Annotated in this window: 28 protein-coding genes; 22 read left to right on the top strand and 6 right to left on the bottom strand. The window is 33.7% G+C overall.

All coding sequences use genetic code 11. From position 1 onward, the window contains the following. Both Q4Q55_RS06350 and fwdF read left to right on the top strand, forming a co-directional pair. Positions 1 to 132: 4Fe-4S binding protein (locus Q4Q55_RS06350; RefSeq protein ID WP_303371984.1), on the top strand; the 132-nt coding region annotated here is incomplete at its 5' end. Between the two features lie 8 nt (positions 133 to 140). Continuing rightward, positions 141 to 1,154 (top strand): tungsten-dependent formylmethanofuran dehydrogenase subunit FwdF, encoded by a 1,014-nt coding sequence (gene fwdF, locus Q4Q55_RS06345; protein WP_303371983.1) that lies wholly within the window; start codon positions 141 to 143, stop codon positions 1,152 to 1,154. Positions 1,155 to 1,169: 15 nt separating this feature from the next. Here the strand turns inward: fwdF and Q4Q55_RS06340 are convergent, their stop codons facing one another. Both Q4Q55_RS06340 and Q4Q55_RS06335 read right to left on the bottom strand, forming a co-directional pair. Further along, positions 1,170 to 1,352 (bottom strand): class III signal peptide-containing protein, encoded by a 183-nt coding sequence (locus Q4Q55_RS06340; protein ID WP_303371982.1) that lies wholly within the window; start codon positions 1,350 to 1,352, stop codon positions 1,170 to 1,172. After that, positions 1,345 to 1,551, bottom strand: a complete 207-nt coding sequence (locus Q4Q55_RS06335) for a class III signal peptide-containing protein (protein WP_303371981.1) — start codon at positions 1,549 to 1,551, stop codon at positions 1,345 to 1,347. The genes Q4Q55_RS06340 and Q4Q55_RS06335 overlap by 8 nt, the downstream gene beginning before the upstream one ends. A 184-nt stretch (positions 1,552 to 1,735) precedes the next feature. On the opposite strand from Q4Q55_RS06335, the gene Q4Q55_RS06330 reads away from it, so the two are divergent. Together Q4Q55_RS06330 and Q4Q55_RS06325 are read left to right on the top strand one after the other, a co-directional pair. After that, positions 1,736 to 2,899 carry a hypothetical protein gene (locus tag Q4Q55_RS06330; protein WP_303371980.1) on the top strand — a complete coding sequence of 388 codons (1,164 nt, stop codon included), beginning with the start codon at positions 1,736 to 1,738 and terminating at the stop codon, positions 2,897 to 2,899. Further along, positions 2,899 to 3,618, top strand: coding sequence for a metal-dependent hydrolase (locus tag Q4Q55_RS06325; protein ID WP_303371979.1), 720 nt, complete (start codon positions 2,899 to 2,901; stop codon positions 3,616 to 3,618). The genes Q4Q55_RS06330 and Q4Q55_RS06325 overlap by 1 nt, the downstream gene beginning before the upstream one ends. Here the strand turns inward: Q4Q55_RS06325 and rqcH are convergent. Beyond that, positions 3,609 to 5,624, bottom strand: a complete 2,016-nt coding sequence (gene rqcH, locus Q4Q55_RS06320) for a ribosome rescue protein RqcH (protein WP_303371978.1) — start codon at positions 5,622 to 5,624, stop codon at positions 3,609 to 3,611. The two genes, Q4Q55_RS06325 and rqcH, sit on opposite strands and share 10 nt — an antisense overlap. Before the next feature lie 83 nt (positions 5,625 to 5,707). Between rqcH and Q4Q55_RS06315 the strand changes: the two genes are divergently transcribed. Beyond that, complete coding sequence (locus tag Q4Q55_RS06315; protein ID WP_303371977.1) at positions 5,708 to 5,980, top strand: hypothetical protein; 273 nt, start codon at positions 5,708 to 5,710, stop codon at positions 5,978 to 5,980. Here Q4Q55_RS06315 and Q4Q55_RS06310 read toward each other — a convergent pair. Then, a complete protein-coding gene (locus tag Q4Q55_RS06310; RefSeq protein ID WP_368660146.1) occupies positions 5,975 to 7,795 on the bottom strand; it encodes a DUF2070 family protein in 1,821 nt (606 codons plus the stop codon). The genes Q4Q55_RS06315 and Q4Q55_RS06310 overlap by 6 nt on opposite strands. 564 nt (positions 7,796 to 8,359) lie before the next feature. Between Q4Q55_RS06310 and Q4Q55_RS06305 the strand changes: the two genes are divergently transcribed. The 3 genes from Q4Q55_RS06305 to Q4Q55_RS06295 all read left to right on the top strand — a co-directional run bounded on the left by Q4Q55_RS06305 (position 8,360) and on the right by Q4Q55_RS06295 (position 10,471). Then, positions 8,360 to 8,881, top strand: a complete 522-nt coding sequence (locus tag Q4Q55_RS06305; protein ID WP_303371975.1) for a FumA C-terminus/TtdB family hydratase beta subunit — start codon at positions 8,360 to 8,362, stop codon at positions 8,879 to 8,881. Between the two features lie 105 nt (positions 8,882 to 8,986). Then, complete coding sequence (locus tag Q4Q55_RS06300) at positions 8,987 to 9,316, top strand: hypothetical protein (RefSeq protein WP_303371974.1); 330 nt, start codon at positions 8,987 to 8,989, stop codon at positions 9,314 to 9,316. Continuing rightward, complete coding sequence (locus tag Q4Q55_RS06295) at positions 9,317 to 10,471, top strand: TIGR03576 family pyridoxal phosphate-dependent enzyme (protein ID WP_303371973.1); 1,155 nt, start codon at positions 9,317 to 9,319, stop codon at positions 10,469 to 10,471. On the opposite strand, the gene Q4Q55_RS06290 is transcribed toward Q4Q55_RS06295, so the two are convergent. Then, positions 10,461 to 11,378, bottom strand: coding sequence for a biotin--[acetyl-CoA-carboxylase] ligase (locus tag Q4Q55_RS06290; RefSeq protein ID WP_303371972.1), 918 nt, complete (start codon positions 11,376 to 11,378; stop codon positions 10,461 to 10,463). The genes Q4Q55_RS06295 and Q4Q55_RS06290 overlap by 11 nt on opposite strands. Before the next feature lie 16 nt (positions 11,379 to 11,394). Then, complete coding sequence (locus Q4Q55_RS06285) at positions 11,395 to 12,888, bottom strand: acetyl-CoA carboxylase biotin carboxylase subunit (RefSeq protein WP_303371971.1); 1,494 nt, start codon at positions 12,886 to 12,888, stop codon at positions 11,395 to 11,397. A 74-nt stretch (positions 12,889 to 12,962) separates the two neighbouring features. Here Q4Q55_RS06285 and Q4Q55_RS06280 point away from each other — a divergent pair, with 74 nt between their 5' ends. The 14 genes from Q4Q55_RS06280 to Q4Q55_RS06215 form a co-directional block, all read left to right on the top strand. Continuing rightward, a complete protein-coding gene (locus tag Q4Q55_RS06280; RefSeq protein WP_303371970.1) occupies positions 12,963 to 13,592 on the top strand; it encodes an METTL5 family protein in 630 nt (209 codons plus the stop codon). Between the two features lie 247 nt (positions 13,593 to 13,839). Then, positions 13,840 to 14,667, top strand: a complete 828-nt coding sequence (locus Q4Q55_RS06275; protein WP_303371969.1) for a putative RNA uridine N3 methyltransferase — start codon at positions 13,840 to 13,842, stop codon at positions 14,665 to 14,667. A 346-nt stretch (positions 14,668 to 15,013) separates the two neighbouring features. After that, complete coding sequence (gene rpl3p / locus Q4Q55_RS06270; protein WP_303371968.1) at positions 15,014 to 16,024, top strand: 50S ribosomal protein L3; 1,011 nt, start codon at positions 15,014 to 15,016, stop codon at positions 16,022 to 16,024. 2 nt (positions 16,025 to 16,026) lie between these two features. Further along, positions 16,027 to 16,791: a 50S ribosomal protein L4 gene (gene rpl4p / locus Q4Q55_RS06265; RefSeq protein ID WP_303371967.1), complete on the top strand. Its 765-nt coding sequence runs from the start codon at positions 16,027 to 16,029 to the stop codon at positions 16,789 to 16,791. Between the two features lie 22 nt (positions 16,792 to 16,813). Next, positions 16,814 to 17,074, top strand: coding sequence for a 50S ribosomal protein L23 (locus Q4Q55_RS06260; protein WP_303371966.1), 261 nt, complete (start codon positions 16,814 to 16,816; stop codon positions 17,072 to 17,074). 12 nt (positions 17,075 to 17,086) lie between these two features. Then, positions 17,087 to 17,812: a 50S ribosomal protein L2 gene (locus Q4Q55_RS06255; protein WP_116591338.1), complete on the top strand. Its 726-nt coding sequence runs from the start codon at positions 17,087 to 17,089 to the stop codon at positions 17,810 to 17,812. A gap of 15 nt (positions 17,813 to 17,827) precedes the next feature. Beyond that, the gene (gene rpsS / locus Q4Q55_RS06250; RefSeq protein ID WP_303371965.1) at positions 17,828 to 18,238 is read left to right on the top strand and encodes a 30S ribosomal protein S19; all 411 of its coding nucleotides are present in this window, start codon (positions 17,828 to 17,830) and stop codon (positions 18,236 to 18,238) included. A gap of 12 nt (positions 18,239 to 18,250) precedes the next feature. Continuing rightward, the gene (locus Q4Q55_RS06245; RefSeq protein WP_303371964.1) at positions 18,251 to 18,715 is read left to right on the top strand and encodes a 50S ribosomal protein L22; all 465 of its coding nucleotides are present in this window, start codon (positions 18,251 to 18,253) and stop codon (positions 18,713 to 18,715) included. Further along, on the top strand, positions 18,715 to 19,470 hold the full coding sequence (locus Q4Q55_RS06240; RefSeq protein WP_303371963.1) for a 30S ribosomal protein S3: 756 nt from the start codon (positions 18,715 to 18,717) through the stop codon (positions 19,468 to 19,470). Before Q4Q55_RS06245 ends, Q4Q55_RS06240 begins: the two co-directional genes overlap by 1 nt. 35 nt (positions 19,471 to 19,505) lie before the next feature. Beyond that, positions 19,506 to 19,712 carry a 50S ribosomal protein L29 gene (gene rpmC / locus Q4Q55_RS06235; RefSeq protein WP_303371962.1) on the top strand — a complete coding sequence of 69 codons (207 nt, stop codon included), beginning with the start codon at positions 19,506 to 19,508 and terminating at the stop codon, positions 19,710 to 19,712. Further along, a complete protein-coding gene (gene yciH / locus Q4Q55_RS06230) occupies positions 19,713 to 20,051 on the top strand; it encodes a stress response translation initiation inhibitor YciH (RefSeq protein WP_303371961.1) in 339 nt (112 codons plus the stop codon). An 84-nt stretch (positions 20,052 to 20,135) separates the two neighbouring features. Beyond that, complete coding sequence (locus tag Q4Q55_RS06225; protein ID WP_303371960.1) at positions 20,136 to 20,414, top strand: ribonuclease P protein subunit; 279 nt, start codon at positions 20,136 to 20,138, stop codon at positions 20,412 to 20,414. Positions 20,415 to 20,425: 11 nt separating this feature from the next. Further along, a complete protein-coding gene (locus tag Q4Q55_RS06220; protein ID WP_303371959.1) occupies positions 20,426 to 20,743 on the top strand; it encodes a 30S ribosomal protein S17 in 318 nt (105 codons plus the stop codon). Between the two features lie 5 nt (positions 20,744 to 20,748). Beyond that, positions 20,749 to 21,042: uL14 family ribosomal protein (locus tag Q4Q55_RS06215; RefSeq protein WP_303371958.1), on the top strand; the 294-nt coding region annotated here is incomplete at its 3' end.

Here is a 21,042-nt window from a genome sequence, read left to right as displayed (position 1 = left end):
TTGTGTATTAAACTTTGTGAACAAGGTGCAATTATAGAGGAAGATGGGGATGTAAAAATAAGTCCTGAAAATTGTGATGATTGCGACCTATGTATCCAAAATTGTCCAAATCAAGCTATATCTAAAGCATGAGGTGTTTTATGTTTACTTTAGAACGTGGAGGTGAAGAACGCCGTAAATTATCTTATAGTGATATAAATTGTGTTGGATGCGGAATTTGTGTAGATTCTTGTCCTACATCTTCTTTAAGATTAGGGCCTTTGGTTCCAATTGCTAGAGGATTAATTGAAATGGATTTAATTTCTGTTAGTGATTCTTGTGTATTCTGCGGATTATGTTCTGTAGCATGTCCATTCAATGCCTTATCTTTAACTATTGATGGTGAGGACATTAAAGAATCAGATGCATATCCAGAATGGGATATTCAATCAGAAATTGATGATGAAGAATGTATCTACTGTGGCAGATGCAGTTCTGTTTGTCCAAGAGATTCCATATTATTTGAAAGAAGACTTCCTGATATTTCTACATTGGTAAGAGGAGAAATCAGTTTCGATCAAGATAAATGTATCTACTGTTCATTCTGTGCAGATTTATGTCCTGCTGAAGCAATTACCCTTAGCAGTGTCCCTGCAACAAGTGTTGATAAATTAAATAACAATATTGAAGTTGACACTTCTAAATGTATTTATTGTGGAGTTTGTAAGAGGATTTGTCCTGAAGATGCAATTAGAGAAATCTGTGCTACATGTATGTATGCTGACGAAATTGAAGTTCCAGAAGTTACAGGAGAAGCATTCATTATTGAAGATACCTGTGTAAATTGTTCATGGTGTTCTGAAATTTGTCCTGTTGATGCAATCACAATAACTAAACCGTTTGAGGGCACTCTTGAATTGGACGAAAATGAAGCTGAAGAAAAAATCTGTAAAGGTGATTCTTGTCACGCTTGTCAAGATGTTTGCCCATGTAACGCTGTTGAAATCATCGACGGAAAATCTGTTACTAATTTAGACTTCTGTAATTTATGCGGTGCTTGTATTACAGCATGTCCACAAAATATTAGGGTTTTATCCAGAACTAGTATGAAACTTGAAAATATTAATTCAGAAGCATGGAATGAAATCTTAAATTCATTAATTAGTGGAAAATAGGGAGGAACCCTATTTTCAAATTTTATTTATTAAATAGTCTCTTTCTTGTTTTAACAAATTAATCAGATTTGTTTGTGTTTTTTTAGTTATATTTGACATATAACTTCCAACCAGAAGTATTATCACAATTAATCCGCCAGTTATTAGGATCAATTCTGCACTTCCTTGTCCTTTATTGTCTAATTTTTTTCTATACATGGGTCCTATTGTCAAGTATTGTGTTTCTAACATCCATAATGTCGTCTTTTGCTTTTAAACTTGTATCACTTGTTTCCATATATGTCCTGTAGATTGTTAATGCAAGCAGTGCAATAACAATTACTCCACCAAACAACAATATGTATTCTGCAGCGCCTTGTCCAGAATTTTCTCGCATTAATGTTTTCATTTTTTTCATTTTTTTCACCGGTTCTATTTTAATATTTTCAATTATATTAATATTACTATTATTAAAAAAAGTATTACTTAACTGTTTTTTTCAGTGATTTTTTCCTATTTTTTCCATTAGGTTTATTAATAGTGTTGTAGATAAAATATAATTAGTTAAATATAGAGTGATTAAAATTGATAAGGGTGAAATCGTGGGAAATACATTAAAGTTAGTTTCAGGTTTTATTTTATTTGTAGTAGGTGTTCTCATAGCATATGAGACTAGTGTGTATAATTTAGTAGATTTTTTATTGATTGTTGGTCTGATTATAGCAATTGTTGGAATAATTATGATTATTAGCTATTTTGTTGATTCCAATGCGGATAAGACTACAAATGCTATTAAAGATTTTATTTCATCAAATGAATTTAATTCTCCTTCTTTGAATAGGTTTGAAAGAAAATCCAATAAACCTAATCAACCTTTACATGTAAGAAGGGATTTCAATGAATATGATGATACCAATTATGAAGAATTAGTGCTTGATGATTATCAGGATTCTTCTTATCAGGACTATTATGAAAATTCTCATCAGGATAATCCAAAACATGTTTTAAATGTCGTTCCAAGAGAAGAAAGGGAAGTTGATTTTGACAGGCAACTTACTTTCACCCCTAATTACGATAAACCAATAAAAGTCACTAGGGCTCCAAAGAAACGCGAAGAAGATTATTTCACCACTAATGTACCTGAATTTGTTGTTGAAACTGACAAATCTCAAGAAATTAAAAAGGCATTATCTCAGGAAGCTCCTTCTGAAGAGATTATTGTTCAACATTCAGAACCTGTTGTTCAGGAAGTTAGTGAACCTAGGGATATAAAAATCGATATCAACAATCCTGAAAGTCTTCCAGTTCCTAAATTGCTTCAAAGTTATGTAATATACAATGATGGTTTAGTAACTACCCAAGATGCTTTTGATCAATTGGCTGTGGATGTTAATAAGGAAATAATGTTGGAAATTCCTTCATTAAATGATTTGTCTGATAGATTTTTATCACATGTCCCAACAATATATTCTAGAGTGATTATTGATGAATTTGATGTTTCTGATATGTCATACATGTTTTTAATATCCTCTCTTTTAAGACAAGGAGTTCACATTAGAACAGTTCCTAAAGTCCATACAGTTAATTTGATTACTGATGATTCTCATGCAATGATTATTTCAGATGGTGTAAACGGAATTGAATATGGGGCAATCTATGATGATAGAAACTCTATTTCAGATATAAGGTCTGATTTTGAGAAAACATGGGATATTGCTTCTACTTTAGATGAATCTATTATGAACGGTATTGGAGGAACTGCATAATGGAAATAAGATGGTTAGGACATTCAGCTTTTGAAATCATTAGTGATGATAACGTTAAAATATTAATTGACCCTTTTATAAGTAATAATCCTGCTTGTCAGGTGCCTGTGGAAGAATTGAATCCAGATATTATTTTACTTACTCATGGCCATTCAGATCATTTTGGTGATGCATTGGAAATTTCCAATAGCACTAATGCTCCTATTGCATGTATCCACGAAATTTCACTCTTTTTAGCAAAACAGGGCATTAGAAATATTGGTGTTAATATCGGAGGTTCATTCATCTTCAGAAATATTAAATTCACCATGCTTGAAGCTAAACATTCTTCTGACATTGATGTTGTTGAAGAAACAGTTCCTGGTGGAACTCCCGCAAGTTTCTTAATAACTTTTGAAAACGGTACCAAAATATTCCATGCGGGGGATACTGGTTTATTTGGTGACATGAAAACAATTATTGGAGACATCTATAAGCCTGATGTTGCATTGCTGCCTATAGGTGATAAATTTACTATGGGTCCTTTTGAAGCTGCATTAGCTTCTATGTGGTTAAATCCGAAGGTAGTTATCCCAATGCATTACAATACTTTTCCGCCTATAGAACAGGACCCTGCAATATTTGCCAATTTTGTCAGCCAGTTCAATCCTAACATTGATGTTGTGGTTATGAATCCGGATGAATATTATGAATATGATCCTGAAAATTATCAGGATTGACTTTTTTCATATTTTTTTCTTTGATGATATTCTTCGTCAATATCACATTTTCCAGATGGTAAAACCCTTATTATATCATCAAGGCTAATTAAATCATCTTCATTGATTTTATGTAATATTTTTTTAGCTATTGCTTCTTTTTTTGTAAAACCTGGTTTTAAAACGACAAAATTTTCACATTGCGCTTCAAGAGCATCAACTGGTCCGGCCATAATTCGTCTGCCTTCATAGTCAACAATTCCTATTGCTAATTTCACACGTGCACTTCTGATATAGTTGCGATGACCTCTTATGACAAATGACCCTTTCGGTAAAAATTCTCCGGCTTCAGGTGTTTTTGAAACTTGATCCGGATGGACCCAAAATACGTCCTGGGATGTGAAACCTTTCGACCAAGCAGATGAAAAGGATGCTGCAAACTCACCAGATTCTTTAAGGATATTGTCATTTAATTCAGCACCATTTAATTTTATGGCTGTTGATGTTGCACCATGTATATCAGCATGTAAATAAATATCGTTTGGTTCTAAATATTTTTTCACAACACTTTCGTTACTGTTTGCATCACGGCCTCCAACTACCAGAACTCCTTCAGAGCTTATAAACCATCTCAGTTTTTCATACCACTTCAGATTCTTTTTGACTCTTTTTTTAGGTACTGAAATATTTTCCATGGCAATGTCCTTTTTAGCTTTGATTTCCTCAAGTTGCCTTTTGGTATTTTCAATAGCTATTAAAGCACCTTTTGTTTTTCTTTTAGCTTTTTTAGCTTTTTCATAATAATTTTCAGCATTTTCCGGAATTGTCAGTTTGGGGTCAATGTTTATTTTAGTATTGTCGATGTCTAATGTTAGCACACCCAATTTATCAATTGATTCATAAATTTGGGCTTCTTTCATCCCGTCTTTTTTAGCCTTTTTTAGTGTTTTTCCAATTTCTTTAAAAGAATAGTCTTTCTGTCTTGCTGTGTTTACAACGTTTATTATGTTTTCGATGGTGGTGTAATTAGAATAAATTACTTCTCCTTTATGTGTGCTTTCAATGATTGTTTTGTCAAAATTATCAAGTGTTTCTTGCTGTAGTCTTAATCTTTTTTCAAACTTGCCGACCTTCTTGTTCCAGGCTGTTTCTTTTACTTCTTTGATATCGGTGTTTACTTTTTTTGAGTAAAATTCGTCGCAGGCTTCGTTGAATGTGTCATAATATGATTTTTCAAATGAATCATATTTGATTAAGTCAAGGGGAACAACATCCTCTTTGGAATCGTTTTTAACAATTTGTGGTTTGATGGATTCATTATTTAAGTTATCAAACAGATTTTTAAGTCCTTTGTATAATCCTCCATATTGTTCTTCAGTAATCTCATTGTTTGGAGTGTTTTTATCAACTGAGATAATTTCATTTGCCCTTTTTACAACCTCTTCAGCATATAGGCTTCCAAGCCCACTGATTGCAAGGGTTCTAACAACATCACTGTCTTCATTGTTTCTAAAAAGTTCCTTAAATTTATCTTCTGTAACTGAAATAGGATTTATTCCTCTTTCTTCGGGGAATACATATTCTCTTTTGGAACTTATGTCTCTTGCACTCATCTGTTTTCTTTTAAGTGGTAAAATGATATTATTCTCTTCATCTAAAAGAATTATATTTCCTTTGTCAAACAGTTCCACAATAATTGTATAGTATTTGTCCTTCTTTACTCTGATTTCAACTACTCGGTCAAAATTATGCTGTTTAATGCTCTCGACATGGGCTCCCTTAATTCTTTTTCTTAAAAGCATAGGGAAAGTAGGTGGTGTGGTTGGATTTTCCAGAGGATATTGGCTGGTATGTATTCTTGAGCCGCATTGCATAACTAAATCCACTCTACCTGTTCCAGGGACATGAAATCTCATAACAACGATATCTTTGGTTGGTTGGAATGATTTATCTACTCTGGCACCACTTAATAACTTATTCAATTCATCACTTATTGTATAAATGTCTACATTGGACATTGATTTCATAGTAAACACCTTTAATTTATCAATACTTTAATATATTATAATCACTAAAATTATATTAATATATTTAATTATGGAGGATATAAATGGACACAACTATTAAAGTTACAACAATTCATATTATTTTTGGCCTTGTCGCAGCCTTGATTTCAACCGCTTTGACAGTAGGCTGGTTCGGATTTAAAAATGAAATTTTTGCAGGATTTATTGCATTAATTATCTTATATTTTGTTGGTCAATTCTGTCAAAAAATGGCAGGGGATGAAATCTCCGGATTTTCCCAATGGTTATGGGATGGAATTTCACCATTCTTCTTTACATGGGTTATTTCATATACAATATTTGTAATGTATTTATAATACACCAAAGAATATCCATATAAATACTATAAACAATGCTGTAATTAGCAAAACTGGAGCTATAATCTTACTGACGGCCACAACGGAACTAATTGTTGATATCAGTTCTGTTGAATTTTTAGGTCCGAATGTTTTTAAATTGGTGATTTTTTCGGTTCCAGTTCCAACTTCAACTTTTTCTAAATCATTTATTGCTTCGGTAATACTTAATATCACGTATTCTATGATTTCTGCTCTTTTTGCAATTCCAATAGGATTGTATCCTCTTGAAAGTGTATTTACAGTATGTGTATCGGTGGTCATCACTTCAATTTCATCTATCTCCAGATCACTAACTGCATCCATGATTTCCTGTCTAAATCCGATTTCCATATTGTTGGCGTCGAATAATACATAAGCTGTTCTTTGGCTGTCGACTTCAACAACCATGGTTTTAACACCGCTTTCTCCAACACCCTCCTGTTTATCTAAAGTAGGCATTGAATCTGCATGACATCCGACTTTGATTGAAGCCTTATTCTGGTCTGCGTCAATTTTATCAATCACATCAATCAATTGGAATACCTCAGCATTTCCCGGAAGAACTTCACCGCTTTCGGGTTCAAATGAATTATGGCAATCAACGATAATTGAATCTTTCACATTACATTTACTTCTACTTTGAGCCATCATTGTCAGTCCAACGCCAAACTCAATATCGTCTGCAGCCTCTGGAGCGAATGTGGATAGGATTACCATTCCTTCATTAAAAAACTGGACTCCAATATTGGCTTTATCGCAATTATATCTTATAAATTTGCTGGCGTCTTGTGAATATTCGATTTTTTCCAAACCTTTTTTCACGTTATATTCAATTTTATCAATTTCGGAAACCGCAATCGGATTGAAATCGTGAGTTGACGGACCATGTGCAACCATGGTGAAATAATCGAACTTGTTTGCAAGGATTGTTGGCATGTTGGACCCTCCCAAATCACCTAAAGGTCCTGGATGTACAGATGGAGATATGAAAAGTGCTTTTATGCCTTCGTTTGTCTTAAAACTAACGAATGTGACTATTGTATCAATTGCTTCTCCCATAGTTTCAAACAATCCCTCAAGGGAATTTGACCCCTCATTCATGTGGGCAATAAATAAGCTTAATAAGTCTAAAACACCAATCCCCAGGTTTTTCTGAAATGGAGAGGCAATAACTGTAATGAATGCATAAATGGCCAAAACAAATATTATTGCTGCAATAAGTGCCTTGATTGTAATCTGTAATATTACAGGACCCATGAAACTTGTATCAATAAATAAAAATGTAATTAGTGTATACATTGCCAATATGAGTATCGGTTGGATAAAACCTGTAATTGCAGCTATTGTAAATCTGACTTTGGATGTTGCCCAGAAGACCAATGTGTTGAATCCGTAGATTATCACGCAGCCGAATAGCATTGAATTTAAAAAAAGGTCTGAATGCACTATCCAAGAAGCAGCACATCCTAAAGTTATTATTATTCCAAGTATTGTCATTGAAAGGCCAGATAAAAACATGGAATGTTTGATTTTCAGATTTATCCCATGAAGTCCACTAATAACTTGCTGGTTAAGTGCACCGCTCATGATTGAGGTAATTCCAAAAACCACTATACCGTAAAATCCACCGTAAATTAAATCTTGTAGAATTCCTGCATTGGGCGTTGCATCAAGCAAATAAACTGCGCTGCCAATTAAAAAACTTAGAATTGTAATTCCTATTATGGAAAATCTGGTTTTTGGCAGGGTTTTAATGTATTTTGACAATCCTGCGACACTACTCATACTTGACATGATATTTTGTCCTACACTTTTTTCATCGTATGCTAATATAAAAGTTGGTCTTAACGGATATATTAAACTTGTCAAATGAAAATAATACTTTCCACTATCGGCCAGAGCATACTTTATTTAATATAAGTTTTGGTCACAACAGTATATAAATTAACATTAATTCGTTAAATTGATTTTGGATGTTGATGTTGTGGATGTTGGTGTGTCATGTCTATCTTTAAAATGCGAGAATAGCATGACTTCTTTTAAGTTGTTGATGAATTGTAATGATAGGCATTATTATTTTTCAAATGTTCTCCGATAGGGTTTAAATAACTAAATAAATATAATAATAAATGTCAATAAAAGTTTAATTCAAAATTTTTCAACGAAAACCAAGTTAAAAAAAATAAATTAAACTATAGAAAGTCTTAATCTTCGGGATGAGAGGGATAGTATGGTAATCCTGGCTCACAAGAGTGTATAGTCCATGAAGTAAGAATCCTCAAATTCTATAAGTTGAGGTAGTTAAAATAATCATAGATTTGTATTATTAATCAATAATTTTAGTTTTAAGGTGTATACATGGAAAGAAATTTGAATGTCCCAATTAAAGATGAAAATTTAAATGAGTTAAAAGCGGGTGATGTAGTTTATCTAACTGGTAACATTTTAACTGCGCGTGATCAGGCACACAAAAGGCTTCTTGAGGAAGGAGCTCCTTTAGATATCGAGGGTGCAGCTCTTTTCCATGCAGGCCCAATCATTACTGAGGAAGATGGGGAATATAAGATGGTTGCAATAGGTCCGACCACTTCCATGAGGATGAATCCGTATCAGAGTGATGTTTTGGATATGGGTCCGAAAATTGTAATCGGCAAAGGTGGAATGGATGATACTGTTAGAGAAGCATTGATTAGGAATAATGCATTGTATGTTGTGGCTACAGGAGGATGTGCTGCATTGTATGTGGATGCTGTTGAAAAAATCGAAAGCGTTGACTGGCTGGACTTGGGAATGCCTGAAGCGATGTGGAATTTGAAAGTTAAGGATTTTGGTCCACTCATCGTTGCAATGGATAATGAAGGCAATAGTTTATATGATTAACTTTTTTGTAAAAATAAGGAATACTTATATATAATTTCATTTATAGTATATCTTAATTTACTTTAATTATAACTACTTTGGAGATTGAAAATAAGAAGTGATATTATGGCTGATATTAATGAACAAGCAGAAAAGAAATTGAAATCAAGAATGACTAAAATTAGAAAATGTAATAGGGAACCTGAAGAAAAAGCGAAGTTCTCAGAAAAATTCGGTACTTCTTTTGAGATAGAATTCCATAATAAAAACCCTGATAAACTTACTGACGGGATAACTATTATTACAAATCCTGATGGTAAAATTTTATTTGCAGATTATTTCTATCAAATTCCCGAAGAGGAAGAATACACTACAGTTCCTATAACTGATAAACAATTGAAATCAATTTTAGAATTCTTTGAAGATTATAAATTACAATTAGACGACTCTGATTAGATGATAGTAAATAATTCATTAGAAGAAGTAAAAAAAAGAGAAAATGCTCTTTCAATTATTAAAAATAAAGTAGAAAACAATGGCCGTTCTTCTTTATTTGATTTAACTGGATTGTCTGGAGGTTTCATCGCTTCTCCTTCAGATATTAATCTTTTAGAAACTTATGTTGGTCCAGCCATCTTTGAAGAGGAGTTGCAGATTGTTGGAAAAGAACATATGGGTGGAGACAAAGTTCTTCCATTAAACAGAACTTCTTCAGGAATACTTGCAACTATTTTGACCCTTGTAAGTAAGGATTCTAATGTTGTCCATTATCTTGCAGAATTGCCAGCTCATCCTTCTATTCCTCGAAGCTGTAAATTAGTTGGCGCCAATTATTCGGAAACTGATAATTTCGAGGAATTTTCAATTCCTGAAAATACTTCTTTGGTTGTCATTACAGGTTCTACAATGGATCACAAAGTAATTGATGAAGATGAATTTAAAAAAGTAATTGAAATGGCCCATCAAAAAGATATTCCTGTTATGGTGGATGATGCATCAGGTGCAAGACTAAGGACTGTTGTTTTTAATCAGCAGAAAGCATGCGATTTGGGTGCAGACATTGCCATTACAAGTACTGATAAACTGATGCCAGGTCCAAGAGGGGGATTAATGGCCGGTCGTGAAGACTTAATTGACCAAATCAAAGTGAAAGTTAATCAATTTGGTCTTGAAGCACAACCTCCAGCGGTTCTTGCGATGTTAAACGGAATTAAGAATTTCAATGGCAATAATTTAATAAACAGTTTTGAAAGAAAGGATAAGTTATTTGAGCTATTGGATGAAAAATTTGATAATTTCCAGAAAACCCCTACAGGGGTCATGATTTCACCTGAAGGATTAAGTAAAGAAATCAAAATAGAAAATAATTTGTCTGAAAATGATTTGGCATTTGTATTTTCTTTCATTTTGCTTAGGGATTATGGAATTATTACTATTCCTCCGGTTTCCATGCCGGGAGCATCTGCAACAATAAGATTTGATTTATCAACAACAGATGCTTTTAAATTGCATTTAAATGACTTAAATAAAAAAATAGAATCTTCATTTATAAAACTACAGGAAGTAGTTTCAAATGAAGATGAGTGTAGGGAGATTGTATTCAGTTTTTAATTATACATTCTCCGGAAATTACTTTTTCTAAGGTTCCATCAATCTTTTCGACAACAAGAGCACCTTCTTTTCCAATGCCGATTACATATGCATCGTAGTAAGTGTTGAACGGTTCTCTCACTTCAACGATTTTGCCGATGGTGTATGAACGTTTTCTCCATTCTTTTAGGATATCTTCATATCCTTCATGGGTAAACTGTTCACTGATTACTTCGAATTCTTCTAAAAATGTTTTTATTAAAAGATTTTCATTTCCTTCTCTTCCAAGTTCTTCTTTGAGTGTTGTTGTCCCGTCTTGTAATTCTTTTGGGAATTCATCAACATTTAAGTTAGCATCAATACCCACTCCTATGATGACACTTTCGATGGTATTGAATTTACTTACCGCTTCAGTTAATATTCCACAGACCTTTTTACCGTTAATCATGATGTCGTTAGGCCATTTGATTTCAGAATTTTCAACACCCACTTTTTCAAGAGTTTTTGCAACTGCCACTCCGGTAGCTAATGTAATTAATGGCAATTTTGAATAATCAACATTAGGATTTAATATAATAGATAACCATACACCACCCAATGGTGACTCCCACTGTTTTCCAGATCTTCCTTTCGCTTTTGTCTGTTTTTCGGATATGACTACAGTTCCGTTTTCCACACCATTCATTGACAGGAATTTGGCAACGGTATTGGTTGAGGAGACTTCATTGTATACATATAAACTCTTGCCTATATATTTTGTGTTCAATTCTTTTGAAATTTCAGATGCTTTGATGTATTCTGTTTCATTTTTTCCGATTTCTTTGACGATGTTTGAAAAATCACTTAAGTCAATATCTTTTATTTCACTTATTGTTTCATCAGAAAGTTTATTTTCTTTTTTTAATAAGTTTATAATTTCATTTTGCATTTAATAATCTCCAAAATTATTTCTTTTGCATTTGTTGATTTTTAACAGCATTTTGGTAAGATCCAACAGCAGCAGAAATTGCGGCTATTTTTTTACCAGGCATAAATGTGGATTTTAATTTGTTTACAATTTCTAAATCTTCAATGATTACATTTTCCATTTCTTTGTCGATACCTTTTTTGTGTTGGTCAATAAAGTGTGTATTCAAATCTCCTGAAAGGAAATTCTGATTTCTTAAAATGGCTTTGTGGAATGGAATTGTTGTTTTCACTCCTAAAATAATATACTCACTTAAGGCTCTTTTCATTCTATTAATTGCATCGTTTCTTGTTCTTCCGTAGGTAATCAATTTGGAAATCATGGAATCGTAAAATGTAGGAATGGTATAGTTCATGTACACTCCACTATCCAGACGCACACCCGGACCTCCCGGAGACCGGTATCCAGTAATCTTACCTGGATTTGGTGCAAAGTCATTGAGAGGATCTTCTGCATTGATACGGCATTCGATTGCATGGCCTGTAACTTGGATGTCATTTTGGGAATAACTCAATTCCTCTCCGGCGGCTATTCTGATTTGTTCTTTGATTAGGTCAGTGTTGGTGACTAGTTCTGTAATAGGATGTTCTACTTGAATACGGGTATTCATTTCAAGGAAGTAGTATTGTCCGTCATCATATAGGAACTCAACAGTGCCCGCACTTGTATATCCAATGTATTCTGCTGCTTTTACAGCACTTCCACCCATTTCCTCTCTCAATTCTTCAGTCATGATTGGGGAAGGTGCTTCTTCTAGAAGCTTCTGGTGTCTTCTTTGGATGGAACATTCCCTGTCTGCCACATGAATTACATTTCCATGTTCATCAGCCAAAAGCTGGAATTCGATATGGCGAGGTTTTTCAAGGTATTTTTCAATGAATACTGTTGAATCACCGAAGTTAGTGGATGCAACAGATTGGGTGGATTCAATAGCGCGCACAAGTTCATCTTCCTCATAAACTGCACGCATACCGATTCCTCCACCGCCTGCGGAAGCTTTAACAATTACAGGATAACCAATTTGAGCGGCAATTTCCTTAGCTTCATCAATATCAGTAACTCCTTCAGGTGTACCTTCAATAACCGGCACTCCAGCTTTTTTCATGAGAGCTTTTGATGTGATTTTATCCCCCATTTGGTTAATTACTTTTCCGCTCGGGCCGATGAGTTTAATTCCATTTTTCTCACATTCCTCTCCAAATTTTGAATTTTCAGCTAAAAATCCGTAACCTGGGTGAATTGCATCGGCACCTGAATCCAGGGCAATGTTTATAATTTTTTCAATATTTAAATAAGATTTGGCTGGTGAAGGGTTACCTAAAGGATAACTTTCATCAGCATAATTTGTATAAAGAGAAGTTTTATCTGCATCGGAATAAATAGCTACGCTTTCAATGTCAAGTTCACGACATGCTCTCATAACTCTTATTGCGATTTCTCCTCTGTTTGCAATTAATACTTTTTCAAACATATGAAACCTCAAAGTAATTTTTTTTTATTAATAATATAATTATATAAAATATAATAATTAAATATGTTGATTAGATGAAAAAAATTACTCGTAAAAAACATTTAGAAATGAGACTTCAATCCATTCCATCTCATCCAAAACCAAAGGCAAATCTTGAACAGTACACCACCCCATCTGTTATTGCCGCTGATTTGATATGGAATGCTTCTGCACTTGGTGATATTGCGGATAAAACCATTTTGGATTTGGGGTGTGGTACTGGAGTATTTGCTATAGGTTCTGCTTTGATGGGTGCAGATTTGGCAATTGGTGTGGATGTTGATGGTGATTCAATTGAATTGGCTCGGGATGTTTCATATAATCTTAATGTTGCCAATTTATATTTCATTGAAAGTGACATCTCTGATTTTAATTGCAGCCGTAATGTAAATACTGTATTTCAAAATCCTCCATTCGGATCTCAGAGGAAAGCGGAAAGCGGTCAGGATTTGAAATTTGTTAAAAAAGCTATTGATATGGGGACTGATGTTTTGTATTCTTTTCACATGGCATCAACTGAAGAGTTTTTAATAAACTACTATAAGGAAAACAGTTTGGATATAACCCATATTTTCAGGTATAATTTTCCAATTCCTAGGATTTATGATTTTCATATTAAAGAAAAGCAGAATATTGATGTAATTGTGTTGAGAGCCATATTGTAATCAATTTAATTTTTTCAATTCCTCTTAAATTTTCTATTTTTTCTTCAAAAAAACAATACCTTTATATAGTGGTGGGTATATATTTTATATTAATATATTCTCTGAGTATAAAAAAGTTGGTAGCATAAAAAGAAGCTACGGATATTATAATTGATATAATATTTTTGTAAATGTGTAAGTCTATTAGTGATAGCTATATAAATGTAGGGTAATCTTTATATACTTTAGATTACATAATTTTAAAGTAATGTATAAAGATGAGCTATCTATATTTATTCCAAACTCATTTCTTTCTGAGTCTAAAGATCTTAAAATCCGTACTTATAAAGTGGGGATTTTGGGCAGAGCTTTAGCTATTTTTCAAGCAGATAATGTTGTTATCTATAATGATGGTAACGTTAAAAATGAAGATGGAGAAGATGATGGAAGATTCATTGCTGAAGTTTTAAATTACATGAATACTCCTCAATATTTGAGGAAGCAAGCGATTCCTATTAAAGCTGAACTTAAGCATGTTGGTATTCTTCCGCCGCTCAGAACTCCGCATCATCCTGTTAATAGTCAACCAGACGTGGGGGATTATAGACAAGGTTTCACTGTTAAGAGGAATAAGAAAGGAACTTTTGTTGACATAGGTATGGATAAACTTGCATTCTGTAAAGAGCAACTTTCAGTCAAAAAAATTTTTGACTTTAAGATTACTAAGATTGCTAAGAAAGAAGTAATAGTCACACCTGATAAACCAGATGACGTTTACTGGGGATATAATGTTATCTCCTCTAATAAGAGTCTTAAAAATAGCTTAAAATTAATTAAACCTAATCTTGTAATTGAAACTACAAGATACGGAGATTATATTGATTCTATTTTTGATGAATTAAAGCATAAAGTAGATGAATGTAATAGTATTGCTATTTTATTTGGTGGCCCTTATTCTTCAATTCAAGAAGATGTTTCTAATGCAAATTGGGATTTGTTAAAGATTAATACTATTCCAGGTCAAGGAACTGAGACTGTAAGGACTGAAGAGGCAGTTGTCGCTACACTTTCTTTATTTAACTTTATGAGATTTTAATTCTCTTTATAAATTTATTAGTTTTACACGCTAATAGATAACTTGCTCAACTTTTTATACATTGATGTTTTTAGGACTCACCTAAAAATAAACTTAGCACAGAATGATTTATACATTGAATATATTCTTGATTGTGCTTCAATTGAATTAGACTCAATGGAATATATTGAAATTTAATATTTATCTAGTTGTAATCATTTTTACAGCTATTTATTAATTCGATGAAGTTATACTTGGTATAATTTTGTCAAACTTGCATAACAGCTATTCATTTGGCTGTTTGTTTAAAAATTGAAATTGATTTAAAAAATAAAGGAAAAAATTATAATTAAGGAGGTTAAATTAAATGGTAAGACATCACCAGCCAAGAAAAGGGTCTGTTGCTTTTAGTCCAAGGAAAAGAGCAGCTAAAGAAACCCCTAGAGTAAAATCTTGGCCTCAAATTGATGAACCAAAATTACTCGGCCTCGCAGGTTATAAAGTCGGTATGACTCATGCTTTAGTCACTGACACTGATAAAAACTCTCCAACCAGTGGTATGGATGTTTTCACTCCAGTAACTGTATTGGAAGTGCCTCCGGTCGTAGTAATGGGAATTAGAGCTTATGAAAAAACTTCTCGTGGTTTGAAAGTAATCACCGAAGTACTTGCAGATAATTTAGATGAAGAACTTTCAAGGAAGATTTCTCTTCCTAAAGAGTACAATAAATCTGAAGCTATTGCAAAAATACAAGGTGCATTGGAAAACACAGAAGAAATTAGAGTCTTAGTACACACAAATCCTAAAGTTACTAGCGTACCTAAGAAAAAACCTGACATATTTGAATGCGGTATTGGCGGATCCAATCCTGAAGAAAAATTAAATACTGCATTAGAATTATTAGGTAATGAAGTAAAAGCTAGTGAAATCTTCAATGAAGGAGAATTTGTTGATGCTATTGCAACTACAAAAGGAAAAGGATTCCAAGGTGTAGTTAAAAGATGGGGAATTAGAATTCAATATGGTAAAGCTGTTAGAGCAGGTAAAGGTAGACACGTAGGTTCTATTGGACCTTGGACTCCAAGAAGGACCATGTGGACTGTTGCACAAGCAGGTCAAATGGGATACCATAAAAGAACTGAATTCAATAAAAGAATTTTAAAAATTGCATCAGCTGATGAAGTTGACCAAATCAACCCAGACGGCGGATTTGTAAAATACGGTCTTGTTAAAAACGATTATGTTTTAGTAAAAGGTTCCCTTCCAGGACCTTCCAAAAGATTAGTAATCTTAAGACAACCTATCAGACCTAATAATAAAGCTGAGGATATACCTCAAATCAATTACATAAGTACAAAATCTAAACAAGGGGTATAATCATGAAAGTTAATGTTTATTCTATTAATGGGGAAGTAAAAGAAGAAATTGAACTTCCAGCTATTTTTGATGAAGTTTACAGACCAGATTTAATCAAAAGAGCTGTACTTTCTGCACAATCTGCAAGAGTACAACCATGGGGTAATGACCCAATGGCAGGTAAAAGAACTTCCGCTAAAGGATGGGGTTCAGGTAGAGGTACCGCAAGAGTACCAAGGATTAAAAATGGTTCAAAAGCAGCTTTCGTACCAATGGCTATTGGCGGTAGACAAGCACATCCTACTAGAGCTGAAAAAAATCATCACGAAAAAATCAACATAAAAGAAAGAAGATTTGCTATCAGATCTGCTGTTGCAGCAACAACCAATAAGGAAATTGTTGAAAACAGAGGTCACAGAGTTGCAGATTTAGAACAAGTGCCTATTATTGTTGAAGATGATTTGGAATCTGTAAAAACTGCTAAACAATCTCGTGAAATCTTTGAGAACTTAGGAGTTTATGATGACGTCATCCGTGCTAAAGAAGGTAAAAGAATCAGAGCTGGTAGAGGAAAAACCAGAGGAAGAAAATACAAAAAAGTAAAAGGACCTCTTGTTGTTGTCGGTGAAGATAAAGGTATTTCCTTAGGTGCAAGAAACCACGCTGGTGTAGATGTTGTGGTTGTTGAAAACTTAAATGCTGAATTGTTAGCACCAGGTACTCACCCAGGAAGACTCACTGTTTACACTAAATCAGCTGTTGAAAAGTTAGGAGGTTTATTCCAATAATTTGGAAAAATAGGTGATTATTATGGATTCATATTCAATTATTATTAAACCTCATGTTACTGAAAAAACCATGAACTTAATCGATATGAACAATGAAATTACTTTTGTTGTTAACCGTAAAGCTAACAAAGGCCAGATTAAAAGAGCTTTTGAAGAGTTATACGAAGAAAAAGTTGCAAAAGTTAACACTCATATCACTACCAAAGGTGAAAAAGTAGCATATATCAAACTTGTTGAAGAAGAAATGGCAGAAGAACTCGCTGTCAGAATAGGAGTATTCTAAGGAGGAATTGTTATGGGAAAACGATTAATTCATCAAAGAAGAGGTAGAGGAACTCCTGCACACCGTGTTGCTTCTCACCGTTTTAAAGATAAAATCAGATACAGATCTTACGATGCATTAGAAAAAGAAGGCAGTATCAAAGGTAAAGTCATCGATATTGTACATGACCCGGCAAGAACCGCCCCTATTGCAGAAGTAAAATTCGAAAATGGTGAAAAGAAATTTATCTTAGCACCTGAAAGTATTCAAGTCGATGATGAAATTGAATGCGGTATTTCTGCACCTATCAAATTCGGTAACACATTACCACTTGCTGAAATTCCTGAAGGAACTCCAATCTATGACATTGAAAACACACCTGGAGATGGTGGTCGTTTTGTAAGATCTTCCGGAACTTATGCTAATGTTGTTACTCATGATGCTAACCAAACTGTTGTTGAATTACCATCAGGGGAATTAAAATATTTAAATCCTAACTGCCGTGCTAGTATTGGTGTAGTAGCTGGTGGAGGAAGAAAAGATAAACCATTCCTTAAAGCTGGTAAAAAATGGCATGCTTATAAAGCTAAAGGTAAGAAATTCATGACTGTAAGAGGAGTAGCGATGAACGCTGTAGATCACCCTCACGGGGGAGGTAACAGACAACATCCTGGTCGTCCAACTACTGTTTCAAGACATGCACCACCAGGAAGAAAAGTTGGTTCAATTGCAGCTAAGAGAACAGGTTTAAAAAGATAGATAGAGGGTGTTTCATTGGCAAGAAAAGTATTTAAATATAAAGGTTATACTCTTGAAGAATTACAAGCTATGTCTTTAGAGGAAGTAATGGAATTGTTCCCTGCAAGACAAAGAAGATCTTTAAAGAGAGGATTCTTACCAAGACAACAAATTGTTTTGGATAAAATGAGAAAATTGAATAAAGAAGGAACTAAAGATGGTCGTCCTGTTGTAATCAGGACACATTGTAGAGACATGATTGTTATACCTGAAATGGTTGGAACCACTTTCGGTATTTATGATGGTCAGAATTTTGTAGAAGTGACTATTGCTCCTGAAATGATTGGTCATTACTTCGGTGAATATGCACCAACCAGAAAAAGAGTTCAACATGGAGACCCAGGTATGGGAGCTACAAGATCATCTATGTTTGTACCACTTAAATAAGGAGATTAGAACATGGCTAACAAATATGCTTATAATAAAGAAGTTGATGAAGCAAAAACTGCACGTGCTATGGCAAAATCTCTTAAGATTTCTCCAAAGCACAGTGTTGAGATTTGCAGTGCAATCAGAGGAATGGAAGTAGGAAAAGCAAAAGCTTACTTGGAAGATGTTATTGATATGAAAAAATCAGTTCCTTTCAAAAGACACAATAAGAAAGTAGGTCACAGAAAAGGACAAGAAGGATGGCCTTCCGGTAGATACCCTGTAAAAGCTGCAGAACAAATTTTAAAAGTTTTAGAAAATGCTGAAGCTAATGCAGAGTACAAAGGAATGGACACTGAAAAATTATTCATTGAACACATTTCATCTCACAGAGGTGTTGTAATTCCTGGATATATACCAAGAGCATTTGGTAGAATGACTCCATTCAACACACCTACTACTCATATTCAAATTGTATTACAGGAGGCTAACTAATGATAGAAAAAGATTTTGTCACAGAGGGCCTTAGAAGAACCAGAATTGACGAATACTTAGAAAAAGAACTAGAAAGAGCTGGATACGGTGGTATGGAAGTTCAAATTACACCTTTAGGTACTATGGTTGTCGTTTATGCAGAAAGACCTGGTATGGTAATTGGTAGAGGTGGAAAAAACGTAAGAACTATTACCAACACTCTTAAAACTGAATTTGGTTTAGACAATCCTCAAATTGAAGTTAAAGAAGTTGAAGTTCCAGAACTTAACCCTAAAATCATGGCTTATAAAATTTCTAACATGTTACAAAGAGGTATGCACTTCAGAAGAGTAGCTTATTCCACCATTCGTAGAATTATGGGTGCTGGAGCTCAAGGTGTAGAAGTAACTATTTCTGGTAAAATCAGAGGTTCTAGATCTGCTGTAGCCAAATTTGTTGAAGGATACATTAAAAAATGTGGAGAACCTTCAACCAGATTAGTACAAGAAGGATTTGCTACCGCACAATTAAAACCTGGTGTATTAGGTATTTATGTTAGAATTATGCCTCCAGAAACTGTATTACCTGATTCTGTTGAAATCCTTCCTCCAAAAGTCATCATTGAAGAAGATGGTGAAGTAATCGAAGAGGAAATCGATGTCGAAACCGAAGAAATCATCGAAGAAGAAATCATTGAGGAAGTTGAAGATCTCGAAGAATTAGAAGAAGTTGTTGAAGAAGATTCTGCTGAAGAAGTAGAGGAAGACGATAGTTAAATATCTAAATTTAATTATCTAAAAGAGTTGGAACAATGGCGATTTTAAGAAGTAAAGAAATTTGGGACATGGAAGTTGATGAGATTCAAGATAAATTAGTTGAACTCAGAACTGAATTATCCAAAAACGTTTCTAAAAGTGCAGCTGCTGGGGTAAACGAAAACCCTGGAAAAATTAGAGAATTAAGAAGAACAATTGCTCGTGTTCTTACAATTTTGAATGAAAAACAAAAGGAGAATTAAATGTCAAAAATCTGTGATGTATGTGGGCTTCCTGAGGAACTTTGTGTATGTGAAGAAATAGCACGTGAAGTTCAATCTCTAAAAGTTTTTACTGTTAGAAGAAGGTTCGGAAAACTCATGACTATTATCGAAGGTATAGATGAACATGACATAGATATCAAAGAACTCACCAAAACTCTCAAGGCAAAATGCGCTTGCGGGGGTACAGCTAAAAACGGTCAAATAGAACTTCAAGGAGACCATAAAATTAAGGTCAAAGAAGTTTTATCTGAATTGGGTTTCTCATCTGATACTATTGAAATTCGTGAATCTAAAAAGAATAATAAAAAGAGGAGATAGTTCATCTATTCGGTATGTTTTTCAATAAAATTTTGTAATTTTTCTGCATGATTTATTGTAAATATTTCATTAAGAGATGGGATTATGATAACTTCTAAAAATTTAGTTCATCATGAATTTATTGGATTGAATGTTCATGTAACTAATGAGAAGAATACCTCTCTTAAATTAATAGGAACAATCATTGATGAAACTAAAAATACCATTAAAATTGAGGATGAGAACAATATTGAAAAAATAATTCCAAAAGAGGGTTCAATATTCATGTTCGAACTTCCAAACGGGGAAAAAATTGAAATTAATGGTAATATTTTATCAATTCGTCCTGAAGATAGAATTAAAAAAAGGTTTAAAAAAATATAAATGGTGATAATATGGTTGGGCTTAACGTTCAAGAACCAGAAACTACATGTGATGATCCTAACTGCCCTTTCCACGGAACTTTACCTGTTAGAGGTCAAGTTCTTGAAGGTGTTGTTGTAAGTAACAAAGCGGAAAGGACTATTACTGTTGAACGTAGTTACTACAAATTCATTAGAAAATATGAAAGATACGAAAAGAGGAAATCTAAAATCAATGTTCACAAACCTGATTGTTTACAGGTGAATGTTGGTGATTCTGTAAAAGTTGCAGAATGCAGACCATTGAGTAAAACTAAACATTTCGTTTTAGTTGAAGTTAAAGGAGAGTAATTATTATGAAACCATTAACCTCAAATGTTTCTAAAGCATTACCAATCGGAGCAACTTTACAATGTGTTGACAATACCGGTGCACGTGAAATTGAAATCATTTCCGTAAAAGGATTCAAAGGTGTAAGAAGAAGACTCGATGTAGCTGGTGTTGGAGATTTAGTTGTTGCTTCAGTTAAAAAAGGAACTGCTGACATGAGAAGAGAAGTTGTTAATGCAGTTGTAGTTAGGCAGAAAAAAGAATACAGGCGTGCAGATGGTCTTCGTGTTAAATTTGAAGATAATGCAGCAGTTATTATT

Source organism: Methanobrevibacter sp. (assembly GCF_030539555.1).
Classification (GTDB): domain Archaea; phylum Methanobacteriota; class Methanobacteria; order Methanobacteriales; family Methanobacteriaceae; genus Methanocatella.
This window is presented reverse-complemented; position numbering and strand designations above follow the sequence as displayed.